16 protein-coding genes are annotated in these 18,483 nt (G+C 66.6%); 8 read left to right on the top strand and 8 right to left on the bottom strand.

The window, feature by feature from the left end; all coding sequences use genetic code 11:
* Positions 1–197 precede the first annotated feature (197 nt).
* The 5 genes from ACFU4Z_RS27690 to ACFU4Z_RS27670 form a co-directional block, all read right to left on the bottom strand.
* Positions 198–1,652, bottom strand: a complete 1,455-nt coding sequence (locus ACFU4Z_RS27690) for an NAD-dependent succinate-semialdehyde dehydrogenase (RefSeq protein WP_379068432.1) — start codon at positions 1,650–1,652, stop codon at positions 198–200.
* A gap of 38 nt (positions 1,653–1,690) precedes the next feature.
* Positions 1,691–3,040 (bottom strand): 4-aminobutyrate--2-oxoglutarate transaminase, encoded by a 1,350-nt coding sequence (gabT, locus tag ACFU4Z_RS27685; RefSeq protein WP_379068249.1) that lies wholly within the window; start codon positions 3,038–3,040, stop codon positions 1,691–1,693.
* Between the two features lie 148 nt (positions 3,041–3,188).
* The gene (locus ACFU4Z_RS27680) at positions 3,189–4,778 is read right to left on the bottom strand and encodes an APC family permease (protein ID WP_379068246.1); all 1,590 of its coding nucleotides are present in this window, start codon (positions 4,776–4,778) and stop codon (positions 3,189–3,191) included.
* On the bottom strand, positions 4,768–5,658 hold the full coding sequence (locus ACFU4Z_RS27675; protein WP_379068243.1) for a universal stress protein: 891 nt from the start codon (positions 5,656–5,658) through the stop codon (positions 4,768–4,770). Before ACFU4Z_RS27675 ends, ACFU4Z_RS27680 begins: the two co-directional genes overlap by 11 nt.
* 12 nt (positions 5,659–5,670) lie before the next feature.
* Positions 5,671–7,101 carry a gamma-aminobutyraldehyde dehydrogenase gene (locus tag ACFU4Z_RS27670; protein ID WP_379068240.1) on the bottom strand — a complete coding sequence of 477 codons (1,431 nt, stop codon included), beginning with the start codon at positions 7,099–7,101 and terminating at the stop codon, positions 5,671–5,673.
* Between the two features lie 135 nt (positions 7,102–7,236).
* On the opposite strand from ACFU4Z_RS27670, the gene ACFU4Z_RS27665 reads away from it, so the two are divergent.
* From ACFU4Z_RS27665 to ACFU4Z_RS27650, 4 genes are all read left to right on the top strand, one after another.
* Entirely contained in the window at positions 7,237–8,763 is a 1,527-nt protein-coding gene (locus tag ACFU4Z_RS27665; protein ID WP_379068237.1) for a PucR family transcriptional regulator, read from the top strand.
* Between the two features lie 142 nt (positions 8,764–8,905).
* Positions 8,906–9,382 (top strand): Lrp/AsnC family transcriptional regulator, encoded by a 477-nt coding sequence (locus ACFU4Z_RS27660; protein WP_379068234.1) that lies wholly within the window; start codon positions 8,906–8,908, stop codon positions 9,380–9,382.
* A 143-nt stretch (positions 9,383–9,525) separates the two neighbouring features.
* Positions 9,526–10,914 (top strand): aspartate aminotransferase family protein, encoded by a 1,389-nt coding sequence (locus tag ACFU4Z_RS27655; protein ID WP_379068231.1) that lies wholly within the window; start codon positions 9,526–9,528, stop codon positions 10,912–10,914.
* An 82-nt stretch (positions 10,915–10,996) separates the two neighbouring features.
* A complete protein-coding gene (locus ACFU4Z_RS27650) occupies positions 10,997–11,398 on the top strand; it encodes a hypothetical protein (protein WP_379068228.1) in 402 nt (133 codons plus the stop codon).
* On the opposite strand, the gene ACFU4Z_RS27645 is transcribed toward ACFU4Z_RS27650, so the two are convergent.
* A complete protein-coding gene (locus ACFU4Z_RS27645) occupies positions 11,392–12,396 on the bottom strand; it encodes a polysaccharide deacetylase family protein (RefSeq protein WP_379068225.1) in 1,005 nt (334 codons plus the stop codon). The genes ACFU4Z_RS27650 and ACFU4Z_RS27645 overlap by 7 nt on opposite strands.
* Before the next feature lie 246 nt (positions 12,397–12,642).
* Here ACFU4Z_RS27645 and ACFU4Z_RS27640 point away from each other — a divergent pair, with 246 nt between their 5' ends.
* The 4 genes from ACFU4Z_RS27640 to ACFU4Z_RS27625 all read left to right on the top strand — a co-directional run bounded on the left by ACFU4Z_RS27640 (position 12,643) and on the right by ACFU4Z_RS27625 (position 16,301).
* Positions 12,643–14,115: a putative glycoside hydrolase gene (locus tag ACFU4Z_RS27640; RefSeq protein ID WP_379068222.1), complete on the top strand. Its 1,473-nt coding sequence runs from the start codon at positions 12,643–12,645 to the stop codon at positions 14,113–14,115.
* 57 nt (positions 14,116–14,172) lie between these two features.
* On the top strand, positions 14,173–14,673 hold the full coding sequence (locus ACFU4Z_RS27635; RefSeq protein ID WP_379068219.1) for a winged helix-turn-helix transcriptional regulator: 501 nt from the start codon (positions 14,173–14,175) through the stop codon (positions 14,671–14,673).
* Between the two features lie 78 nt (positions 14,674–14,751).
* Positions 14,752–15,267, top strand: a complete 516-nt coding sequence (locus ACFU4Z_RS27630) for an SRPBCC family protein (protein WP_379068216.1) — start codon at positions 14,752–14,754, stop codon at positions 15,265–15,267.
* Positions 15,264–16,301: an LLM class flavin-dependent oxidoreductase gene (locus ACFU4Z_RS27625; protein WP_379068213.1), complete on the top strand. Its 1,038-nt coding sequence runs from the start codon at positions 15,264–15,266 to the stop codon at positions 16,299–16,301. The genes ACFU4Z_RS27630 and ACFU4Z_RS27625 overlap by 4 nt, the downstream gene beginning before the upstream one ends.
* A gap of 91 nt (positions 16,302–16,392) precedes the next feature.
* On the opposite strand, the gene ACFU4Z_RS27620 is transcribed toward ACFU4Z_RS27625, so the two are convergent.
* Both ACFU4Z_RS27620 and ACFU4Z_RS27615 read right to left on the bottom strand, forming a co-directional pair.
* Entirely contained in the window at positions 16,393–18,102 is a 1,710-nt protein-coding gene (locus ACFU4Z_RS27620; RefSeq protein WP_379068210.1) for a hypothetical protein, read from the bottom strand.
* A 27-nt stretch (positions 18,103–18,129) separates the two neighbouring features.
* On the bottom strand, positions 18,130–18,321 hold the full coding sequence (locus tag ACFU4Z_RS27615; protein WP_379068207.1) for a hypothetical protein: 192 nt from the start codon (positions 18,319–18,321) through the stop codon (positions 18,130–18,132).
* Positions 18,322–18,483 lie beyond the last annotated feature (162 nt).

Raw genomic sequence — 18,483 nt, 5'->3', positions numbered from 1 at the left:
GTGGGCAGCAACGTCTCCGGCATAGCCGAAGCGGCGAGCGAGCCGCCAGAGCTGTGCGTGCGATCGAGTTGTGACGCACCGCGGAATTCTCGCGGCGTCGGCGGCGGCGGAATTCAGCAGGCAACTGTCCCGCGGCCCCTCATCTTCGCCGCGGGTGCATGCTGATTCCGCCGACACCGCCGGCCGTGCGGTCAGCGCTACTGCAATGCGATGTATTTGGTCTCGAGGTATTCCTCGATGCCCTCGCTGCCCGCCTCGCGCCCGAGGCCGGATTGCTTCACACCACCGAATGGGGCGGCAACGTCGGAAATGATGCCGCGGTTCACCCCGACCATCCCGGATTCGAGCGCATCGGCCACCCGCAGCGCGCGGTCCAGGTCTGTCGTGTAGATGTATGCGGCCAAACCGAATTCGGTGTCGTTGGCCGCGGCGATGCCCTCGGCTTCGCCGTCGAATCCGGTGATGGCGGCAACCGGTCCGAAGACCTCCTCGCGCAGGATTCGCGCGTCGGCCGGCACATCCGCCAGGACTGTCGGCTCGTAGAAGTAGCCCTCTCCTTCCGCATGTGCGCCGCCGGTGGTCACCACCGCACCCTTCTCGACCGCATCGCGCACCAGATCGGCCACCGTGGTGCGCTGCTTCTCGCTGATGAGCGGCCCCACTTGGACACCGTCGAGATGGCCCGGCCCGACCTTCAGTGCGCGCATCCTCGCGGTCAACATCGCCGTGAACTGTTCGCGCACCGCATTGTCGACGTGGAAGCGGTTCGCCGCGGTGCATGCCTCGCCGGTGTTGCGCATCTTGGCGGCCATCGCGCCGTCCACCGCCGCGTCCAGATCGGCGTCCGCGAAGACCACGAACGGCGCGTTGCCGCCGAGCTCCATAGACGTGCGCAGCACGCGCGTCGCCGACTGAGCGAGCAGGAGCTTCCCGACACCGGTGGAGCCGGTGAAGGTCACCTTCCGCAGCCGGTCGTCGGCGAACATCGGGTCGGTGAGCTGCGCGGCCTGTGAGGTCGGCAGGATCGACAGCACACCGGCGGGCAGTCCGGCGTCGGCGAACACCTGTCCGAGCAGCAGCATGGTCAGCGGGGTTTCGGCGGCGGGCTTGACCACCATGGTGCAGCCCGCCGCCAGGGCGGGCGCGATTTTCCTGGTGCCCATGGCGAGCGGGAAGTTCCACGGCGTGATCGCCAAGGTCGGACCGACCGGCTGCTTGGTGACCAGGATGCGGCCTGCGCCCGAGGGCGACTGCGTGTAGCGGCCGTTCACCCGGACCGCCTCCTCGGCGAACCAGCGCAGGAACTCCGCGCCGTAAGTGACCTCGCCGTAGCTCTCCGCGAGCGGCTTGCCCATCTCGAGGGTCATCAGCAGCGCGAAATCGTCGCGGCGCTCGATGACCAGTTCCCAAGCGCGTCGCAGAATTTCCGAGCGTGACCGGGATGATGTCGCGGCCCAGTCCTTTTGCACGCGAGCAGCGGCGGCCAACGCGCGTGCGCCGTCGGCGGCGGCGGCATCGGCCACCTCGACGAGCACCGCTCCGGTCGCCGGATCGTGCACCGGGAAGGTGCGGCCGCCCTCCCCTGGCACCTGCTCGCCGGCAACCCACAGTCCGGTCGGCACCGCGGCGAGCAAGGCAGCCACATCACGCATCGTCAGGTTCTCCTCGATCACTTCGAAAGGGTTTGTCGTCAGTCGGCTTCGGTCAGCCGGCGCAATGCGTCCGCGAGCACATCGATGCCGTCGGCGAGCAGGTCGGCGCCGATCACCAGTGGCGGAAGCAGCCGGATGACATTGCCGTTGGTCCCGCACGTCAGCAGCACCACACCGGCGGCCAGCGCTTGCGCTGCAACGGCTTTGGTGAGCACTGGATCCGGCTCGGCGCTGCCCGGCCGCACGATCTCGATCGCCAGCATGCCGCCGCGACCGCGCACATCGCCGATCACGCCGACCTCATCGGCCAGCGCCCGCAACCGCGGCACGACAGCGGACTCGATGGCCCGCGCCCGTGCGGGCAGATCGAGCTCGCGCATCACCGACAGGGTGGCGAGCGCGGCCGCGCAGGCGACCGGATTACCGCCGTAGGTGCCACCGAGTCCGCCGGGGTGCACCGCGTCGAGCAGCTCGGCCCGGCCGGTGATGGCCGCGAGCGGCATACCGCCCGCGATCCCCTTGGCCATGGTGATGATGTCGGGCACCACACCCTCGTGCTCGCAGGCGAACCAGGCGCCGGTGCGCGCGAACCCGGTCTGCACCTCGTCGGCGATGAAGACGATGCCGTTGCTGCGCGCCCACTGCGCCAGTGCCGGAAGGAAACCCGGCGCCGGGACGATGAAACCGCCTTCGCCCTGGATCGGCTCGATGATCAGCGCGGCGACCGAGGCGGCGCCGAGCTGTGCCTCGATACGCGCGATCGCGCGCTGCGCCGCCTGTGCGCCGGTCAGCCCGGCCTCGTCGCGGTACGGGTAGGAGGTCGGCATCCGGTAGATCTCCGGAGCGAAAGGCCCGAAGTTCGTCTTGTACGGCATCGACTTCGCGGTCAAGGCCATCGTGAGATTGGTGCGCCCGTGGTAGGCGTGGTCGAACGCGACGACCGCGGTGCGCCCGGTGGCCAAGCGCGCCACCTTGATCGCGTTCTCCACCGCCTCCGCGCCGGAATTGAACAGCACGGTGCGCTTCTCGTGGTCCCCGGGTGTCAGCGCGTTCAGCTCCTCCGCCACCTGCACATAGCCTTCGTACGGCGTGACCATGAAGCAGGTGTGGGTGAACCGGGCCGCCTGCTCGGCGACCGCCGCCGCGACCGCGGGATGGGAGGCGCCCACGCTGGTGACCGCAATACCGGAACCGAGGTCGATCAACGAGTTGCCGTCGACATCGACGATGACGCCGCCGTCGGCATCGGCCGCATACACCGGCACCGACGAACCGACACCCGCCGCGACCGCGCCCTTGCGGCGGTCTGCCAGCGCCGTCGACCGCGGCCCCGGCAGGGCGGTGACGATGGTGCGCTGCTGCGCCAATCGGTGGTCGATGGCGATCATCTTCGGGCTCCTGTCCAGTCGAAATGTCTCTGTCGAGTCTCGGCGCAATCGGCTCCCCGAACCAGCGCCACTTCGGCCATCCGCCATCCCCATACGCGCCATTTCGTCGACTGTGTGGCTGGGCGACGGTGTGCCGTCATCGGTCGGTTTACCGCTTGTCCACGCGGATCGATGCGGCGTCATCGCTGATGACCGAGGTCTGCCTGGTGAGCGTGTCGCCACGGAAGAACTCGGGGTCGCGCCACCGCATCACCGACATCAGTACCGCGCCGAGACACAGCATCCCGAAGCCCATGAAGAACACCAGGCCGACACCGCCCACCGACGCGCCGCTGCCGTTGTCCGGGTTCATGCTCTCGCGCACGGAGATCACGAACACCGTCGCCAGCATCAGCCCGCCGAGCAGCGGGAACAGCAGTTTGAAGACGGCATTGCGGACACTGCCGAACAACTCCTCGCGGAAGTACCAGACGCAGGCGAAGGCCGTGATGCCGTAGTACCAGCAGATCATGATGCCCAGTGCCGCAACGGTATCCAGCAGTGTGTGCTCCGAGAGCAGCGTGACCACGGTGTAGAAGACGCCGGTGACGACGCCCGCCACGATGGTGCTGAACGACGGCACCAGGAACCGCGGGCTGACCTCGGCGAACTTCTTCGGGAACGCGCCGTAGGCGCCCATCGCGAGCATGGTGCGGGCGGCGGGCAGGAACGTCGTCTGCAGGCTCGCCGCCGATGAAGCGAGGACCGCGAGCATCAGCAGCGGCCCGGCCCAGCCGCCGAGCACCGGATCGGCGAGCGCACCGAAGACATTGCCGGCATTCTCCTCGTTGCCGAGGCCGAGACCACTGTCACCGACACCGGCGTACATCATCACGGCGACCGCGACGAGCAAGTAGGTCAACAGGATCGAGAGCACACAGAGCAGCCCCGCACGGCCGGGCACCTTGGTCGGATCCTTGGATTCCTCGCCGAGCGTCAGGCAGGTGTCCCAGCCCCAGAAGGCGAAGATGGAGCCGGTGAGGCCGATGGCGAACGCGCTCAGCGTGATTCCGGTGAACGGGTTGAACCAGTCGAAGCTGAAGCTGAGTGATCCCGGCGCCTCGCCCCGGCCGACGTGCACGAGCGCGACCACCGCGAAGGCGAGCAGCACGATCATCTGGAAGGCGACGAGCACATATTGGACGTGCTGACTGGTGGTGATGCCACGGCTGGCGATGAAGGTGGCGACCGCGAGGAACAGCAGAGTCGTCGCGATATTGATGCCCTTGTTGCCCGCGAGATCGGCGATGCCGGGCTCGCTGAAAATCCTGGCGAAGAAGAGATAGCAGAATTCCACGGCGATCGAGGCCAGATTGGACAGCACGATGATCGAGGCCATCACCATGCCCCAGCCGCACATCCACCCGGCATAGGGACCGAAGGCCTTGGTGGACCAGGTGAACGACGCACCGCAGTCGGGCACCCGCGAGTTCAGTTCGCGGTAGGCGTAGGCGGTCAGGAACATCGGGATGAAGCCCGCGATGAGAATGGCGGGCATCTTCAGGCCGACCGCGGCCACGATCAGCCCGATGCTCGCGGTCAGCGTGTATCCGGGGGCTACGCACGAAATACCCAGTACCGCACCGGCCAAGGTGCCGACCTGGCCCGCCGCCAGCCCCTTGTCGACGAACGGCTCGGCGGAGGCTGCCACGGTGGGACCGGAGGCGACAGGCGGCGGGACCGCGGCGTCACCGGCCATGGTCGTCGGCCCCCTCTTTCGGAACCACGACCATCGGTACCTGCAGGACCCGGAGCATCTTCGCGGCTGTAGAGCCGAGGAACAGGCGGCGGGGTTGAGCGAGTCGGCTCGAGCCGACCATGATCAGGTCGCCGTCGTGCCATTCGAGCTTGTTGACGGCGGCTTCGACCGTCGGACCGTCGGTCGTCGAGGACGACACCGGAAAGTCCTCGGGCAGAGCGGATTTCGCGCTGTCGAGGGTTTCTCGTGCGTGTTCGAGGGCACGGTTGCGGACTGCGGCGGGCAGATCGTCGGCGCGGCGGGAGCCGTGCATCGGATCCAGGGCGACGAGTGAGACCAGCCGCAGCGGCGTGCCCGCCGCTCTGCTGGCGCGCAGAGCGACGTCGAGCAGCAGATCCGCGCCGGGGCGGTCGCCGATGGCGCAGGTCACCTCGCGCACCCGGTCGACCGTCGAATGACGGGTGCCGCGCGGAGCCAAGGCCAGCGGGACCGGCGCCGAATGCAGCAGGTCACCGGCGACAGAACCGATGGAGTGGCGGCCGATCAGCCCGTCACCGGCGGCACCGATGACGATCGCCGCGGCAGCCAATTTCTCGGCCTGTTCGATCAGACCGGCGGCGAACGATTCGTCGAAGCTGATATGCGTCTGGGCCACAATGTCGTTCGGCACCGCTGCCGCCGCTTCGGCCAGCCACTGCCGCGCCTGCGCGACGAGCACATCCTCGTATCCGCCGGTCGGCACCGCGCCCGCCGCCACCTGATCCGGCGGCAGCACCATGCAGATATCCAGCTGAGCGTCCAAGGTCCGAGCGAGCCGGACGGCAAGCGCCACACCGTCCGCACCGCTCGGGGTGGCGAGGTAGCCGACCACCAACCTCATCTGCGTGCCCGCCTACTCGTGCGAACTCATGACGTGCTTGACGCGGGTGTATTCCTCCACGCTGTACGCCGAGAGATCCTTGCCGTAGCCGGAGTGTTTGAACCCGCCGTGCGGCATCTCCGCGACGAGCGGGATATGACAGTTCACCCATACCGCGCCGAAATCCAGTGCGCGAGTGAGTCGTTCCACTCTGGCGTGGTCCTTGGTCCAGATGCTCGCCGCGAGCCCGTAGCGGACACCGTTGGCGTAGTCGATGGCCTGGGCTTCGTCGCGGAACGGCTGCACCGTCAGCACCGGGCCGAAGGTCTCGTCCTGGACGATGGCGTCGTCCTGCCGCACCTGGGTGACGATGGTCGGCTCGACGAAGAAGCCATTGTCGCCCATGCGCTTTCCACCGGTGACGACCCGCGCGTGCGCGGGCAGTGCCTCGAGTTTGCGCAGCACCTCGGTGAAGTGATTGATGTTGTTGAGCGGGCCGTAGAACGTGTCCGGATCCTCGGGCAGACCGGGCTTCAGCGTTTCCGCCTTCTTCACCAACGCGTCCACGAACTGGTCGTGGATCGACTCGTGCACGAGCACGCGGGTGGCCGCGGTACAGTCCTGGCCCGCATTGAAGAACGCCGCTTCGGCGATTCCGCTTGCGGCCGTTTCGATATCGACGTCGCCGAACACCACGGCGGGCGCTTTGCCACCGAGCTCGAGATGTGTGCGTTTGACCTGCTGTGCCGCCGTCGCGGCGACCGCGATGCCCACGCGCACCGATCCGGTGATCGAGACCAGCCCCGGCGTCGGATGGCCCACCAGCTCGGCGCCGGTGCCGCCGTCGCCGAGCACGACATTGAACACGCCGTCGGGCAGGATGCCCTTGGTCAGCCGGGCCAGCACGAGGGTGCTCTCCGGGGTGGTGTCGCTCGGCTTGAGCACAATGGTGTTACCCGCGGCCAGCGCGGGGCCGATCTTCCAGATCGCCATCATGAACGGGTAGTTCCACGGCGTCACCTGACCGACCACACCGATCGGCTCACGACGCACGTAGGAGGTGAAGCCCGCCATGTACTCGCCGGCCGACTTGCCCTCCAGCATCCGGGCGGCGCCTGCGAAGAATCTGATCTGATCGGCGCTCACCGCGATCTCCTCGGCGGCGATGACCGCCTTCGGCTGCCCGGTGTTGCGGCATTGCGCCTCCACCAGTTCATCGCTGTGCGCCTCGATGGCATCGGCAAGCTTCAGCAGTGCGGCCTGCCGGACGCTCGGGGTGGTCCGGCCCCAGGATTCGAAGGCTCGCTGCGCGGCCGCCATCGCGGCATCGATGTCGGCCCTGTTCGAGATCGGGGCCTGCCCGACGACGGTTTCGTCCACCGGATTCACCAGGTCGAAGGTTTCGGTGGCGGACGAAGCCACGAATTCGCCGTCGATGTAGTTCTGGAGCGCAGGCCTCGACATTGTTTACCGTCCATCTCTCGGTGCGTTTGTCCGGGGTTTGCCTAGGTCAAGTGTGCCCCGCGACACATCCGCGGACACCCTGCCAAGATGGACAAGACACCGGCGATTCTTCGACATTCTGTACACTCACCAGCGATGGCGGTTCCTGTTAGCTGGGTGTTGTCCCAGCCCGATCTCGCGGTGCGGCTGAAAGGCGGCGCGGCAGGCGTTGGCCGCGAGATCGACCTGGTCGTCACCTCCGAGCTCGAAAGCCCGTTCCGCTGGCTATCGGGCGGGGAACTACTGCTCACCACCGGGATGCGGCTGCCCGCCACGCCGCGCGACCGGCTCGAGTATCTGCGCGGCCTGGACGAATGCGGTGTGGCCGCAGTCGGATTCGGCACCGGATTGACCCACGCCGAGGTGCCCGCGGATCTCACGGAAGCGGCCGACGCGATCGGTCTTCCGCTCTTCGAGGTGCCGTTGCCGACGCCATTCGCGGCCATCGTCAAACGCGTGACCGCGCGGCTGGCGCAGCTGCAGTACGACGCACTGCTGCGTGCCTCGCGCGCCCAACCGCGCATGACGAGAGCACTGGTCAAGGCAGGAGCGCAGGCCATCGTCCGCGAATTGGCCGGATCGCTCGGCGCGAAGGTCCTGATGCTGGATTCGGCGGGCGCCGTCACCGAATGCCATCCGGGCGCCCCGGATGACGATCTGCTGCGCACGGTGCGCGCGGCGCTTGCCGCGGACCCGGCCGCGTCGGCGAGCAGCGTCCACACCGATACGTCGGGGATGTCGATCACGCACCAGCGCATCAGCGTCGGCCGCAGCTCCTACGGTGATCTGGTGGTGGTCAGCCCGGCACCGCTCGGCGCTGTCGATCAGATCCTGCTCGGGCACGCCAACTCGCTGCTCGGGCTCGATTTCGAGAAACCCGCACGGCTGCAAGCAGCACAGCACCTGCTCAATAGCACCGCACTCGGGCTGCTGCTAGGCACCGACGCCGACCTCACTCCGGCGTGGGCGCAGCTGGCCCAGGCCGCCGACGCGCAGGGCCGCATCCGAGCTCTGGTCGCGGAGTGCGACACCACGGGCGCGGTCGCCGGAGTGCGGGGAGCCCTGGAAGGAGCGCTCGCCCGAGCCGGGCTTCCCCTGTTCATGCACGTCCTCGAGCGCCGGGTGCTTGTCGTGTTGCCCGCCGCCGAGGGCACCGCGCTAGCCCGCAGGCTCACGACCGAGATCGAGGCCGCGACCAGAAAGCAAGTCCGTCTCGGTCTGAGCGGCGCGCATCCCCCGCACGATCTCACCGAGATGCTGGCGAATGCCGAGCTCGCCGCCTCCGCCGCCGAACGTGGCAGTCCCCCTGCGGAATTCACCGAACTGGCCGGTCGCTCATTGCTGTCGTTCGACGCCACCCGGCAGGTGCTGAACGCGATGGCCGACACCATGCTCACCCCGCTGGTCGACTACGACCGCACACACGGCACCGATCTGCTGAGCTCGCTGCGCGCGTTCCTCGAGTCCAACGGACAGTGGGAATCGGCGGCGGCCGTGACGGGGGCGCATCGGCACACATTGCGCAAGCGGATCGCCACGGCACAGAGTGTGCTCGGCTGCGATCTCGACAATGCCCGGGTGCGCGCGGAGCTGCTGCTCGCGCTGCTCGCGCGCGGATCCTGAACCACGACAACCCGACACCAGCGGCTGTCACTGCGATATAAAGGTCGTCAGTCGTAAAATTCGACGGATTTCGTTGTTCGCAGCGTCCGACATCGACGCATCCGAATGTTTTCACCACAACTTCTGAGGAAGGACGCAGCACGTGAGCGAGCAGGAGAACCACCGGCCCGCGCCGGTGCTCGACGACATCTCGAAGCGGATCATCGCCCAGCTCCAGGAGGACGGCCGCCGGGCTTACGCCACCATCGGCAAGGCGGTCGGATTGTCGGAGGCGGCCGTCCGGCAGCGGGTGCAGCGGCTGTCGGACGCCGGCGTCATCCAGATCGTCGCCGTCTCGGATCCCTTGCAGGTCGGCCTTTTCCGCCAGGCCATGATCGCGATCACCGTCGACGGACCGTTGCGGCCGGTGGCCGACGCCCTCACCGCCATGGACGAGATCAGCTATGTGGTCGAGTGCGCGGGGCGCTACGACATCCTGTGCGAAGCGGTCTGCACCGATGACACAGCGCTGCTGGACCTGGCCTCCAACCGGCTGCGCACGCTGCCCGGCGTACGGCACGCGGAGATCATGGTCTACCTCAAGTTGCGCAAGCAGACCTACCAGTGGAGCACTCGCTGACCGGACAACGAAATCCGCAGCAATATCGATCAGTTTGACCTTAATCAGTTGTCAATCGCGCGATCAGCAGCAGATTTAGTTGCGATACGCCGTATGGTGTGGAATAACCGAGTGGACCAGTCCCGCCTCCGAGGAGCCCGCACATGACTGCCACGACCGACTTCCATCCCCTTGCCGCCCCGGATGCCTCCCGTATCATCCGTGACCACCTGTGGATGCACTTCACCCCGCACACCGGCCTGACCGGCGCGGACGTTCCGGTCATCGTGCGCGGCGACGGCGCCTACGTCTGGGACTCCCATGGCAAGCGGTATCTCGACGGTCTCGCGGGCCTGTTCGCGGTGCAGGTCGGCCACGGCCGCGAGGAACTCGCCGAGGCGGCGGCCCGCCAGACTCGCCAACTCGCCTACTTCCCGATCTGGGGCTACGCCCACCCGACGGCGATCGAACTCGCCGAACGTCTCGCCAACGCCGCACCCGGCGATCTCAACCGGGTGTTCTTCACCGTCAGCGGCGGCGAGTCGGTCGAGACGGCGTGGAAGCTGGCCAGGCAGTACTTCAAGCTCGTCGGCAAGCCGACCAAGCACAAGGTGATCAGCCGTTCGATGGCCTACCACGGCACCTCGCTCGGCGCACTGTCGATCACCGGAATCCCCGGCGCGAAGGCCGATTTCGAGCCGCTGGTGCCGAGCACCCAGCGGGTGCCGCACACCAACTTCTACCGCGCCACCGAACACGCCGACGACTACGAGGCCTACGGCCGGTGGGCCGCGGACCGGATCGAAGAGGCCATCGAATTCGAGGGCGCCGACACGGTGGCCGCGGTCTTCCTCGAGCCGGTGCAGAACACCGGCGGCTGTTTCGTGCCGCCCCCGGGATACTTCCAGCGCGTCCGCGAGATCTGCGACCGGCACGATGTTCTGCTCGTTTCCGACGAGGTGATCTGCGCTTTCGGCCGCCTCGGCCACGATTTCGGCGCCAAGCGCTTCGGCTACCAGCCCGATATCCTCACCACCGCAAAGGGACTCACGTCCGGATACGCCCCGCTGGGCGCGGTGCTCGTCAGCGACCGGCTGATGGAACCGTTCCAGCACGGCGCCACCTTCATGCACGGCTCCACCTACGGCGGCCACCCCGTTTCCTGCGCCGTCGCGCTCGCCAACCTCGATCTCATCGAACGCGACGGCATCTACGAGCACGTGCTCGCCAACGAGTCCGCGTTCCGATCCACCCTGGAGAAGCTTTCCGACCTGCCCATCGTCGGCGACGTCCGCGGCACCGGCTACTTCTATGCGGTGGAGCTGGTCAAGGACCGCGACACCAAGGAGCGGTTCACCGACGAGGAAGCCAACCGGATCCTGAAGGGCTATGTCTCCAAGGCGATGTTCGAGGCCGGCCTGCACTGCCGCGCCGACGACCGGGCCGAACCGGTCATCCAGTTGGCCCCGCCGCTGATCTGCGATCAGACCCAGTTCGACGAGATGGAACAGATCCTGCGCCACGCGCTCACCGGAGCGTGGGCCCAGCTCTGAGCCACGCACGGCTGCCTCACCTATGACGACAGCCAGCGCGACACCCGCTGATTGCCACCATCCGGTGACTTCGCATGCGGCAGTGAGCAATCCCGGTGGTCCCGGCTTCGTGCTCGACCGATCGAGCGCCGCCGCGCTGCACAACGTCTACCGCTGCTCGCCAGCAGCGTTCCTGCATCACAGCGGCCGCACCCACCGAAACCGCCTCAGCCGCCCCGACTTCGGCATCGAGATCGAATTCCTCGGAGTGGCGGCGGTCAAGGAATATCCGCGCGGCTACCTGCTGCCGCGCGTCTACGAGGGCGGCTACACGGTGAATTTCTACAAACCCGCACCGCAGCCGCCCGCCGCTGGAGCACCCGCACCCGCACCCGCACCCGACGCCAGTACCTCGGCCTGCACTCCGACCACGCCCTCGGCAGCCACACCGACCGCAACCACGTCGGGCTCCGCTACTTTTCCGGCCGCACCCGCTGATCAGTAGGCGTTGACGCGGTGCGATCGAGGTGAGCTCAGCTCTCCCGCCAGGCTTTTGGGGAAGCTGACCGTGGTCGGATCGCCGTCGGAGGTGTAGCGCTGATCGGGGTGCTCGGCGAGCCGGTCGAGCCAGTAGGCCGAGTCGAAGGCGACCTCGCCCTTGCCGGATCGGATGCGTGGGATGCCCAAGGGGTCGATCGTGCTGAACGGGGAAGAGGCGGGCTCGGCTCCGACCAGCATCACGGCGTCGAATGCGTACGGGGTGCCGTCCCAGTCGCCTCCGGCGGCGAGGGCATGGTCAGACGGAAAGATCCCGAGGGGCAATGCCATGGTGCGCACCTTATTTCGAGGTGCGGCGGATTCGATAGCGCGGACGTTTTCCGCTAGTTCGCGCTGCACGCCGATGGCGTCCAGACTCGCCAGGTTGGCGTGGGTCGCGGTGTGGGCACCGATCTCGTATCCGTGTTCGGCCAGCCACGGCAACGCTCGGGGATCGTTGCCGAAAGGTTCGTTATTGACGTAGAAGGTGGCTCTTGGTGTGAAATCCGGGTTCCTGGCGGCGAATTCCGTCAGAATGCCCAGCACCGTATCCGGGGCGACTGTGCCGTCATCGGCGAACCGGACCTGACTGATGGTCGAGTCATCAAAGGTCAGCACGACAGGATGAGTGCCCGCGGGGAGGTCGATCCGACCGGAAATGTAATCGGCGACGGTCACCGGGCGATAGCCCTCGCGGTAGAGACGTTCGAGTTCGAGGCGGAATTCCGTCGCCGTCTGGTCGTATTCGCTGACCGGCGACGACGTCAGTTGGTGGTACATCAGGACGGGCACCAGCCCGAGTTCGTTCGCCGCGACCGCAGCCGCATCGGGCAGCGAACTCGTCGGCGGCGACACACCGCCGACGGCGGCGGCGACGGGATCTTTCGGCGTTTCGCAGGCGGGGACTGCCGCGAATGCGACTACCGACGCGATAATGATGATCTTGATGCGAGCGTTCCGCTTCACCGATCCAACATTACGGGGCGGTGGGTGAGTTCGGCTTCAAGAAACGCAGGAATACGTCCCTGCTTTCGGTGTCCAGAGCGGATAGTAAGAGAAAGCGAGGAACGAAAGTTGGTGCGCGCATTGAACAAACCGGTCTTGCCTACAGGACGACGTCGACTGCTGGCAATAGCGGTTATCGCAGTTTTATCAATTCTGGTCGCTTCGGTAACCATCGGCGCGCTCCGCGCGGAACCCGAGGGTTTAACGATGACGGGGCTCCCTGAGGGCGTTGTCGGCGCGACAGCCATGGCCGCGCTGGAATTACGGGTGGATGCCCGCGGTCACGACCCGAAGGACATGCGGCTCGAGCTCGACGGCAAACCCGTCACCGGCGACGTCGTGGGCAATGCCGTGAGCTACCGGCCGGGCAACCTCGCCGACGGCACCCACAGGTTCACCGCCGAGATCCGATCGGGCGGCCTGCTCGGCTTCCTCAAGGCCGGACCCGGCGTCGCCAAGACATTCACCGTCGACACCGAGCCGCCGACGGTGGAGCTGAGTCAGCCCGCGAGCGTGCCTTCCTACCGCCAGTCTGTCGTGTTGCGCGGCAAGGCGACCGGCGCCGACCGTGTCTCGGTCGGCGCGCAGTCGGTGCCGGCCGGCGCGGACGGGTCTTTCGAGATCACATTGCCACGCGCACCGGTCGGCGCGGAGTTGATCGCCGTCGACGCCGCGGGTAACACGGCATCCAAGGCCATCAACGCCGCTATCGACGTGCCGCGAATCAAGGCGGTGCACGTGACCGCCTACGCGTGGATGCACGAGGGTCTGCGTGCGGGCGTGCTCGACATGGCGCGCGAAGGGCGCATCAATACCGTCCAACTCGACATCAAGGACGAGGACGGCATCGTCGGCTACGACTCACAGGTGCCGCTCGCCCGGGCATCGGGCGCGGCCGCCGGGATCTACGACGCCCGCACGGCATTGCGGGAGCTGCACGAGATGAACCTGAGCGTGGTCGGCCGGATTGTGGCATTCCGTGATCCGACGATGGCGGAATGGGCTTGGCGCGAGGGACATCAAGACTGGGTCATCCAGAACCCCTCCGGCCAGCCGTATTCCAGTCATTACGGCCCCATCGCCTTCACCAACTTCGCCAATCCCGAGATCCGGAAATACAACATCGACCTCGCCGTCGAAGCGGCCGAACTCGGGTTCGACGGGATCATGTACGACTACGTCCGACGTCCGGACGGCGGCCTGGCGCAGATGCAATTCCCCGGCTTGATCGACACCCCCAGCGTGTCGATCGCGCAGTTCCTGCACGAAAGCCGTGACCCGGTGCGGGACAAGGGCGCCCATCTCGGTGCCGCGGTATTCGGGATCGCCTCGACCCGGCCGGACGCAATCGCCCAGGACATTCCCTCGATCGCCCAGTACGTCGACTACGTCGCGCCGATGCTCTACCCGTCGCATTGGAATCCGGGTGAATACGACGTCGCGAACCCCAACTCGCAGCCCTACGACATCGTGTTCCGCTCACTGGCGGACTTCAACACACTGACCGCGGGCACGCACGCGGACGTCATCCCCTGGTTGCAGGACTTCAGCCTCGGGGTGAATTACGGCGACGCCGAGGTCCGAGCCCAGATCGATGCCGCCGCGGCCGCGGGCGACACCAGCTTCTTCCTCTGGAACGCCGCGACCCGCTACCACGCCGGGGCACTCACGCCGAATTGACACTCCGCAGTACTTCTATCAGCAGAGTCTCAACATAGGACCCCCTATGCTGAGGTCATGAGACGGACTTCTTTCGCACGCTGGCCATGCTCGGTCGCACGAACCATGGACCTACTCGGCGACTGGTGGACGCCGCTGGTGCTGCGCGAAGCGTTCTACGGGATTCGCCGCTTCGACGAGTTCCGACTGGAGCTCGGGATCGCCCGCACCACACTCTCCGAACGGCTGCACCGGCTGGTCGAGGAAGGGCTGCTCGAAAAGCAGGCCTACCAATACGAGCCGGTGCGCTACGAGTATCTGCTCACCGAGAAGGGCGCCGACTTCTGGAGCGTGTTGCTCGCCATGTCGAAGTGGGGCGATCGGTGGCTCGCCTCCGAGGATGGACCGCCGGTCGTCCTGCACCACACCCGGTGCGGTCATGACACCCAGGTGAACGTTGTCTGCGCACACTGCGGCGACCCCGTCCCTCTCGAGGAGTCCCGCATGCGAATGGGGCCCGGCTACCCGCCGCATCTGGCCGAGCGGCCCGAGATCGCCCGGCGGTTCGCGCAAGAATAATCCATTTCAGATGCTTGACATGCTAAGTCTATCTACGGGACTATCCCTCGCGAGGCATGTCACAGAGAGGTGGTTGCCATGGAGTGGACGGGCGCCAAGTACGCCGACGGCCCGACGGCGGAGGTCGAGACATGGATCGATGCTTCACCGCGACGGGTCTGGGAGATCGTCACCGACGTCGAGTCGATGCCGCAGATGAGTTCGGAACTGCAATCGGCGAACTGGCTCGACGCGGCGGGGCCCGCTGTCGGCAGCGCGTTCGTCGGCACGAACAGTCACCCGGCGCTCGGCGAGTGGTCGACAACCTCCTATGTGGTCGAATGCGACCCGGAGCGGGTATTCGCCTGGGCAGTACAGGATCCCGACAATCCGACGGCCACCTGGCGCTTCACCCTGCGGGACCGCGACGGCGGCACCCAGCTGCGCCAGTGGGTCCGGATGGGCCCCGGCCGGTCCGGGCTCTCACAAGCGATCGACCAGATGCCGGACAAGGAAGAGAAGATCGTTTTCGTCCGGATGCGGGAGTTCGAAACCGCGATGACCGCAACGGTCGCCGCCATCAAGCAGCGCGCAGAATCGGCGGGTGACCGGTGAGGACCGCGACGACGATCGAGGCGTCCGACGCCGCGGGGCAGACGCTGGACTTCGTGCTCGAGGCCGAGAAGCTCGGCCTCGACATCTGCTGGGTCGCGGAGGCCTGGGGCTCGGACGCCCCGTCGGTGCTCGGCTACCTGGCCGGCCGTACCGACCGAATCCTCTTGGGCTCCGGCATCATCCAACTCGGCACCCGAACACCGGTGGCCATCGCCCAGACCGCACTCACCCTCGCCGACCTGTCCGATGGGCGATTCCTGCTCGGGCTCGGCGCCTCGGGTCCGCAGGTCATCGAGGGCCTGCACGGCGTGCGCTTCGATCGCCCGCTGACCCGCATGCGCGAGACGGTGCAGATTATCCGCCGAGCATTGGCCGGGGAGAAGATCACGTTCTCCGGCAAGGTTTTCCAGATCCCGTTGCCCGGCACCGCCCGGCCGATGCGGCTGTCGAAGGCCGCGAACCCCGACATCCCCATCTATCTCGCCACCCTCTCCCCCAAAATGCTGGAACTGACCGGCGAAATCGCCGACGGCTGGCTCGGCACCAGCTTCGTGCCCGAGGGGGCGTCCGCCTACTTCGACCATCTCGATGCCGGGCTCGCGAACTCCGGCCGCACCCGCGCGGACCTCGACACCTGCCAGGGCGCCGAGGTCGCCCTCTTCGACGACGAAGAACTGCTGCGGTCCCACATCCGCAGTCGCAAAGGCGAACTCGCGTTCAGCATCGGCGGCATGGGCAGCGCCGACACCAACTTCTACAACGCCGCCTACAGCAGGCAGGGCTGGTCCGAGGTCACCGGCGAGATCCGCGAACGCTGGCAGGCTGGCGACCACGACGGCGCCACGGCACTGGTCACTGACGACATGGTCTTGGCCACCACACTGATCGGCACCGAACCCATGGTTCGCGACCGACTCCAGGTCTGGCGCGACGCGGGCATCGACACCGTCCGGCTGTATCCCGCCGGCGCAACCCTGCACGAACGCCTCGCCACCCTCGGCCGGGCCATCGAACTCGTCGCCGAGGTCGGTTGATCTCCGTCTGATCCTGCTGTGGCGGAATGTTCTGATCGACCTCCTCGGGCGCGAGAGCGGTGTGATCGGGCGAACTCTCGCGCAACCGCGCTCACATCGGTTGAGCAGGAACTGCTCGGCAGTGGTTCTCGGCCGGTTCAGCGTTGTCGTCCACGGCTACGGAAAGTCGGCAGAAGCATGATGCCTCGATCGGAACATCCGCCACGGCGGCAGCCAGTTTCAGTTGTTGGCCGATGATCAGAGCTTCGCCGGTCTTTCCGAGCCGCACCAGGCATTCGTGATATCCGTGCAGGCTCCACACATTCGCGGGATGCTGCGAGGCGCGGGGCAGGGTGTCGTCGATGCCGAGGTCGGCGCGGTAGACGGCTTCGGCCTCGCGGACGTGGCCCTGTTCGAGCAGCAGCGCGCCGTAGGCGTGCCTGGTGGGCTGCATCCAGCCCCACGGCTCGTCGTACGGCAGCTGGTCGTCGAGTTCTATCGATCGACGGAGGGCTTCGAAGGCAGTGTCGCAGTCGCCTTTTCGATAGTGCAGTTCACCTTCTAACATCGCCGCGGCGACGGCGAGGATGTCGTGGCAGGTGTTGTTGAACAGGGTCCTGGTTTCCGGGACTCGGTCGAGCGCGGCAAGGAAGAGCTGCTGCTGTTGGTGTGCCTGTTCGATGTTGTCGGTCGCCGAGTAGGCAACGCCCTTGGCGTAGTGCAGCATCGCGGTGCCGACGCAGTACAGGTCCTGGTCTTCCGGGAGCGGGAGAGCGATGATCTCCGCCCACCTACCGAACCTGATGAGGACGTGCACCCGCATCGACAGAAACCCCTCCAGCCAGTCGGCCATCGGCGGAACCTGCACCCGCAGCAACTCCTCGGGGATCGAGTTCTCCAGCTGCACAGCTGTTTTCAGAGCTACTTCGGACTGGCCGAGGAACATCGCGCCGTAGATCTTGAAGTGGTAGTTGTGGGCGCGGTAAAGGGTGTAGAAGTTGACCTTGCCAGCCTGTCGCACAAACTTCTCGTCCGCGGCGATAGCCGCCGAATTGGACGACACCACCGCCCGGTAGTTGCCGCACAGCACGTCGATATGTGAGGGCATATGCTCGAGATGCCCGGCATCGGGCACCATCCCGCGCAGCCGATCGGCGATCGGCAGCGCGTCTTCCGGCGTCGGCGACATCTCCATCAGGTGGAGGTACATGTGCAGCGCACCCGGATGGGCCCGGCCCTCTGCGCTCCCCAGCACTCGTTCGAGCACCGCCTTTGTCTCCAAGGTATGTGCGCCGCCCGGTTCACCGGTGTGCTGGTCCCACATCCCCCACGGTGTCAGGTTCATCAACGCATCGGCGAACAGCACCGCCACGTCGATATCGTCGGGGAACCGCTCGTAGACGGCGCGCATCGCGTCGGCGTAATCCTGGTTCCACGCGGTGCCGTCACCATCGGGCCGATCGCGCTGATAACGCGCGGGGAGTGACTCGATGATCGCCCGTTCGACCGGTGCGACGGAATCCACCAGCTCGACCGCCCGCCGCGCCGCATCGAAGGTGCGCGCGACGGTATCGGCCAGTTCGGTCTCGTCGAAGAACTCCCACGGTTTGTTGTAGTTGGGCCCCAGCGCAAAGGCCTTACCCCAGTAGGCCATCGCACAGCCGGCGTCCTCGTCCAAAGCCCGGGAAAAGCAATGCACGGCTTCTTCATGATTGAAGCCATAGGTCCAGATGAGACCCCGATCGAACCACAGCTGAGCGGCGGGCGACGACGTCGTCACCGGTCGCGTGTACGTCCCGAGATCGTAGTAATCCACAGCCATCTCCTCCAGGCCCCCACGACGAGTCGATCACAGCATTGCCGATGATCGTGCCATCGGTCGCGCGCACCGCGGCAAGGTCCCCCGCGCGAGTGCCGATGTCCGTAAAACAATCGCCGGATACGCGCGGATCGCCACGCTCGACGAGGAAGTTCGCGACCCGGCGAAATTGATCAACTGACACCGCTCGGTGATTACCGTGCCCAGGTCCGGGTCGGTCATGGTCGGCTCCTTCGGTCGGTAGGTCCTTACCAGAATCGACGAATCGGCGACCCGATTTGTCGGCGGCCTGACATTCCGGGCGGCTGTGTCGTCGGAAGGGTATGGGCCCTTCAGGGAAACAGGAGTTCCGGACATGATCAGAAACGGCATCATCCTCGGCAG

Source organism: Nocardia sp. NPDC057440 (assembly GCF_042802915.1).
In the GTDB taxonomy this organism is placed as follows: Bacteria; Actinomycetota; Actinomycetes; order Mycobacteriales; family Mycobacteriaceae; genus Nocardia.
The sequence above is the reverse complement of the archived record's forward strand: the minus strand, read 5'-3'. Positions and strand labels throughout refer to the sequence as shown.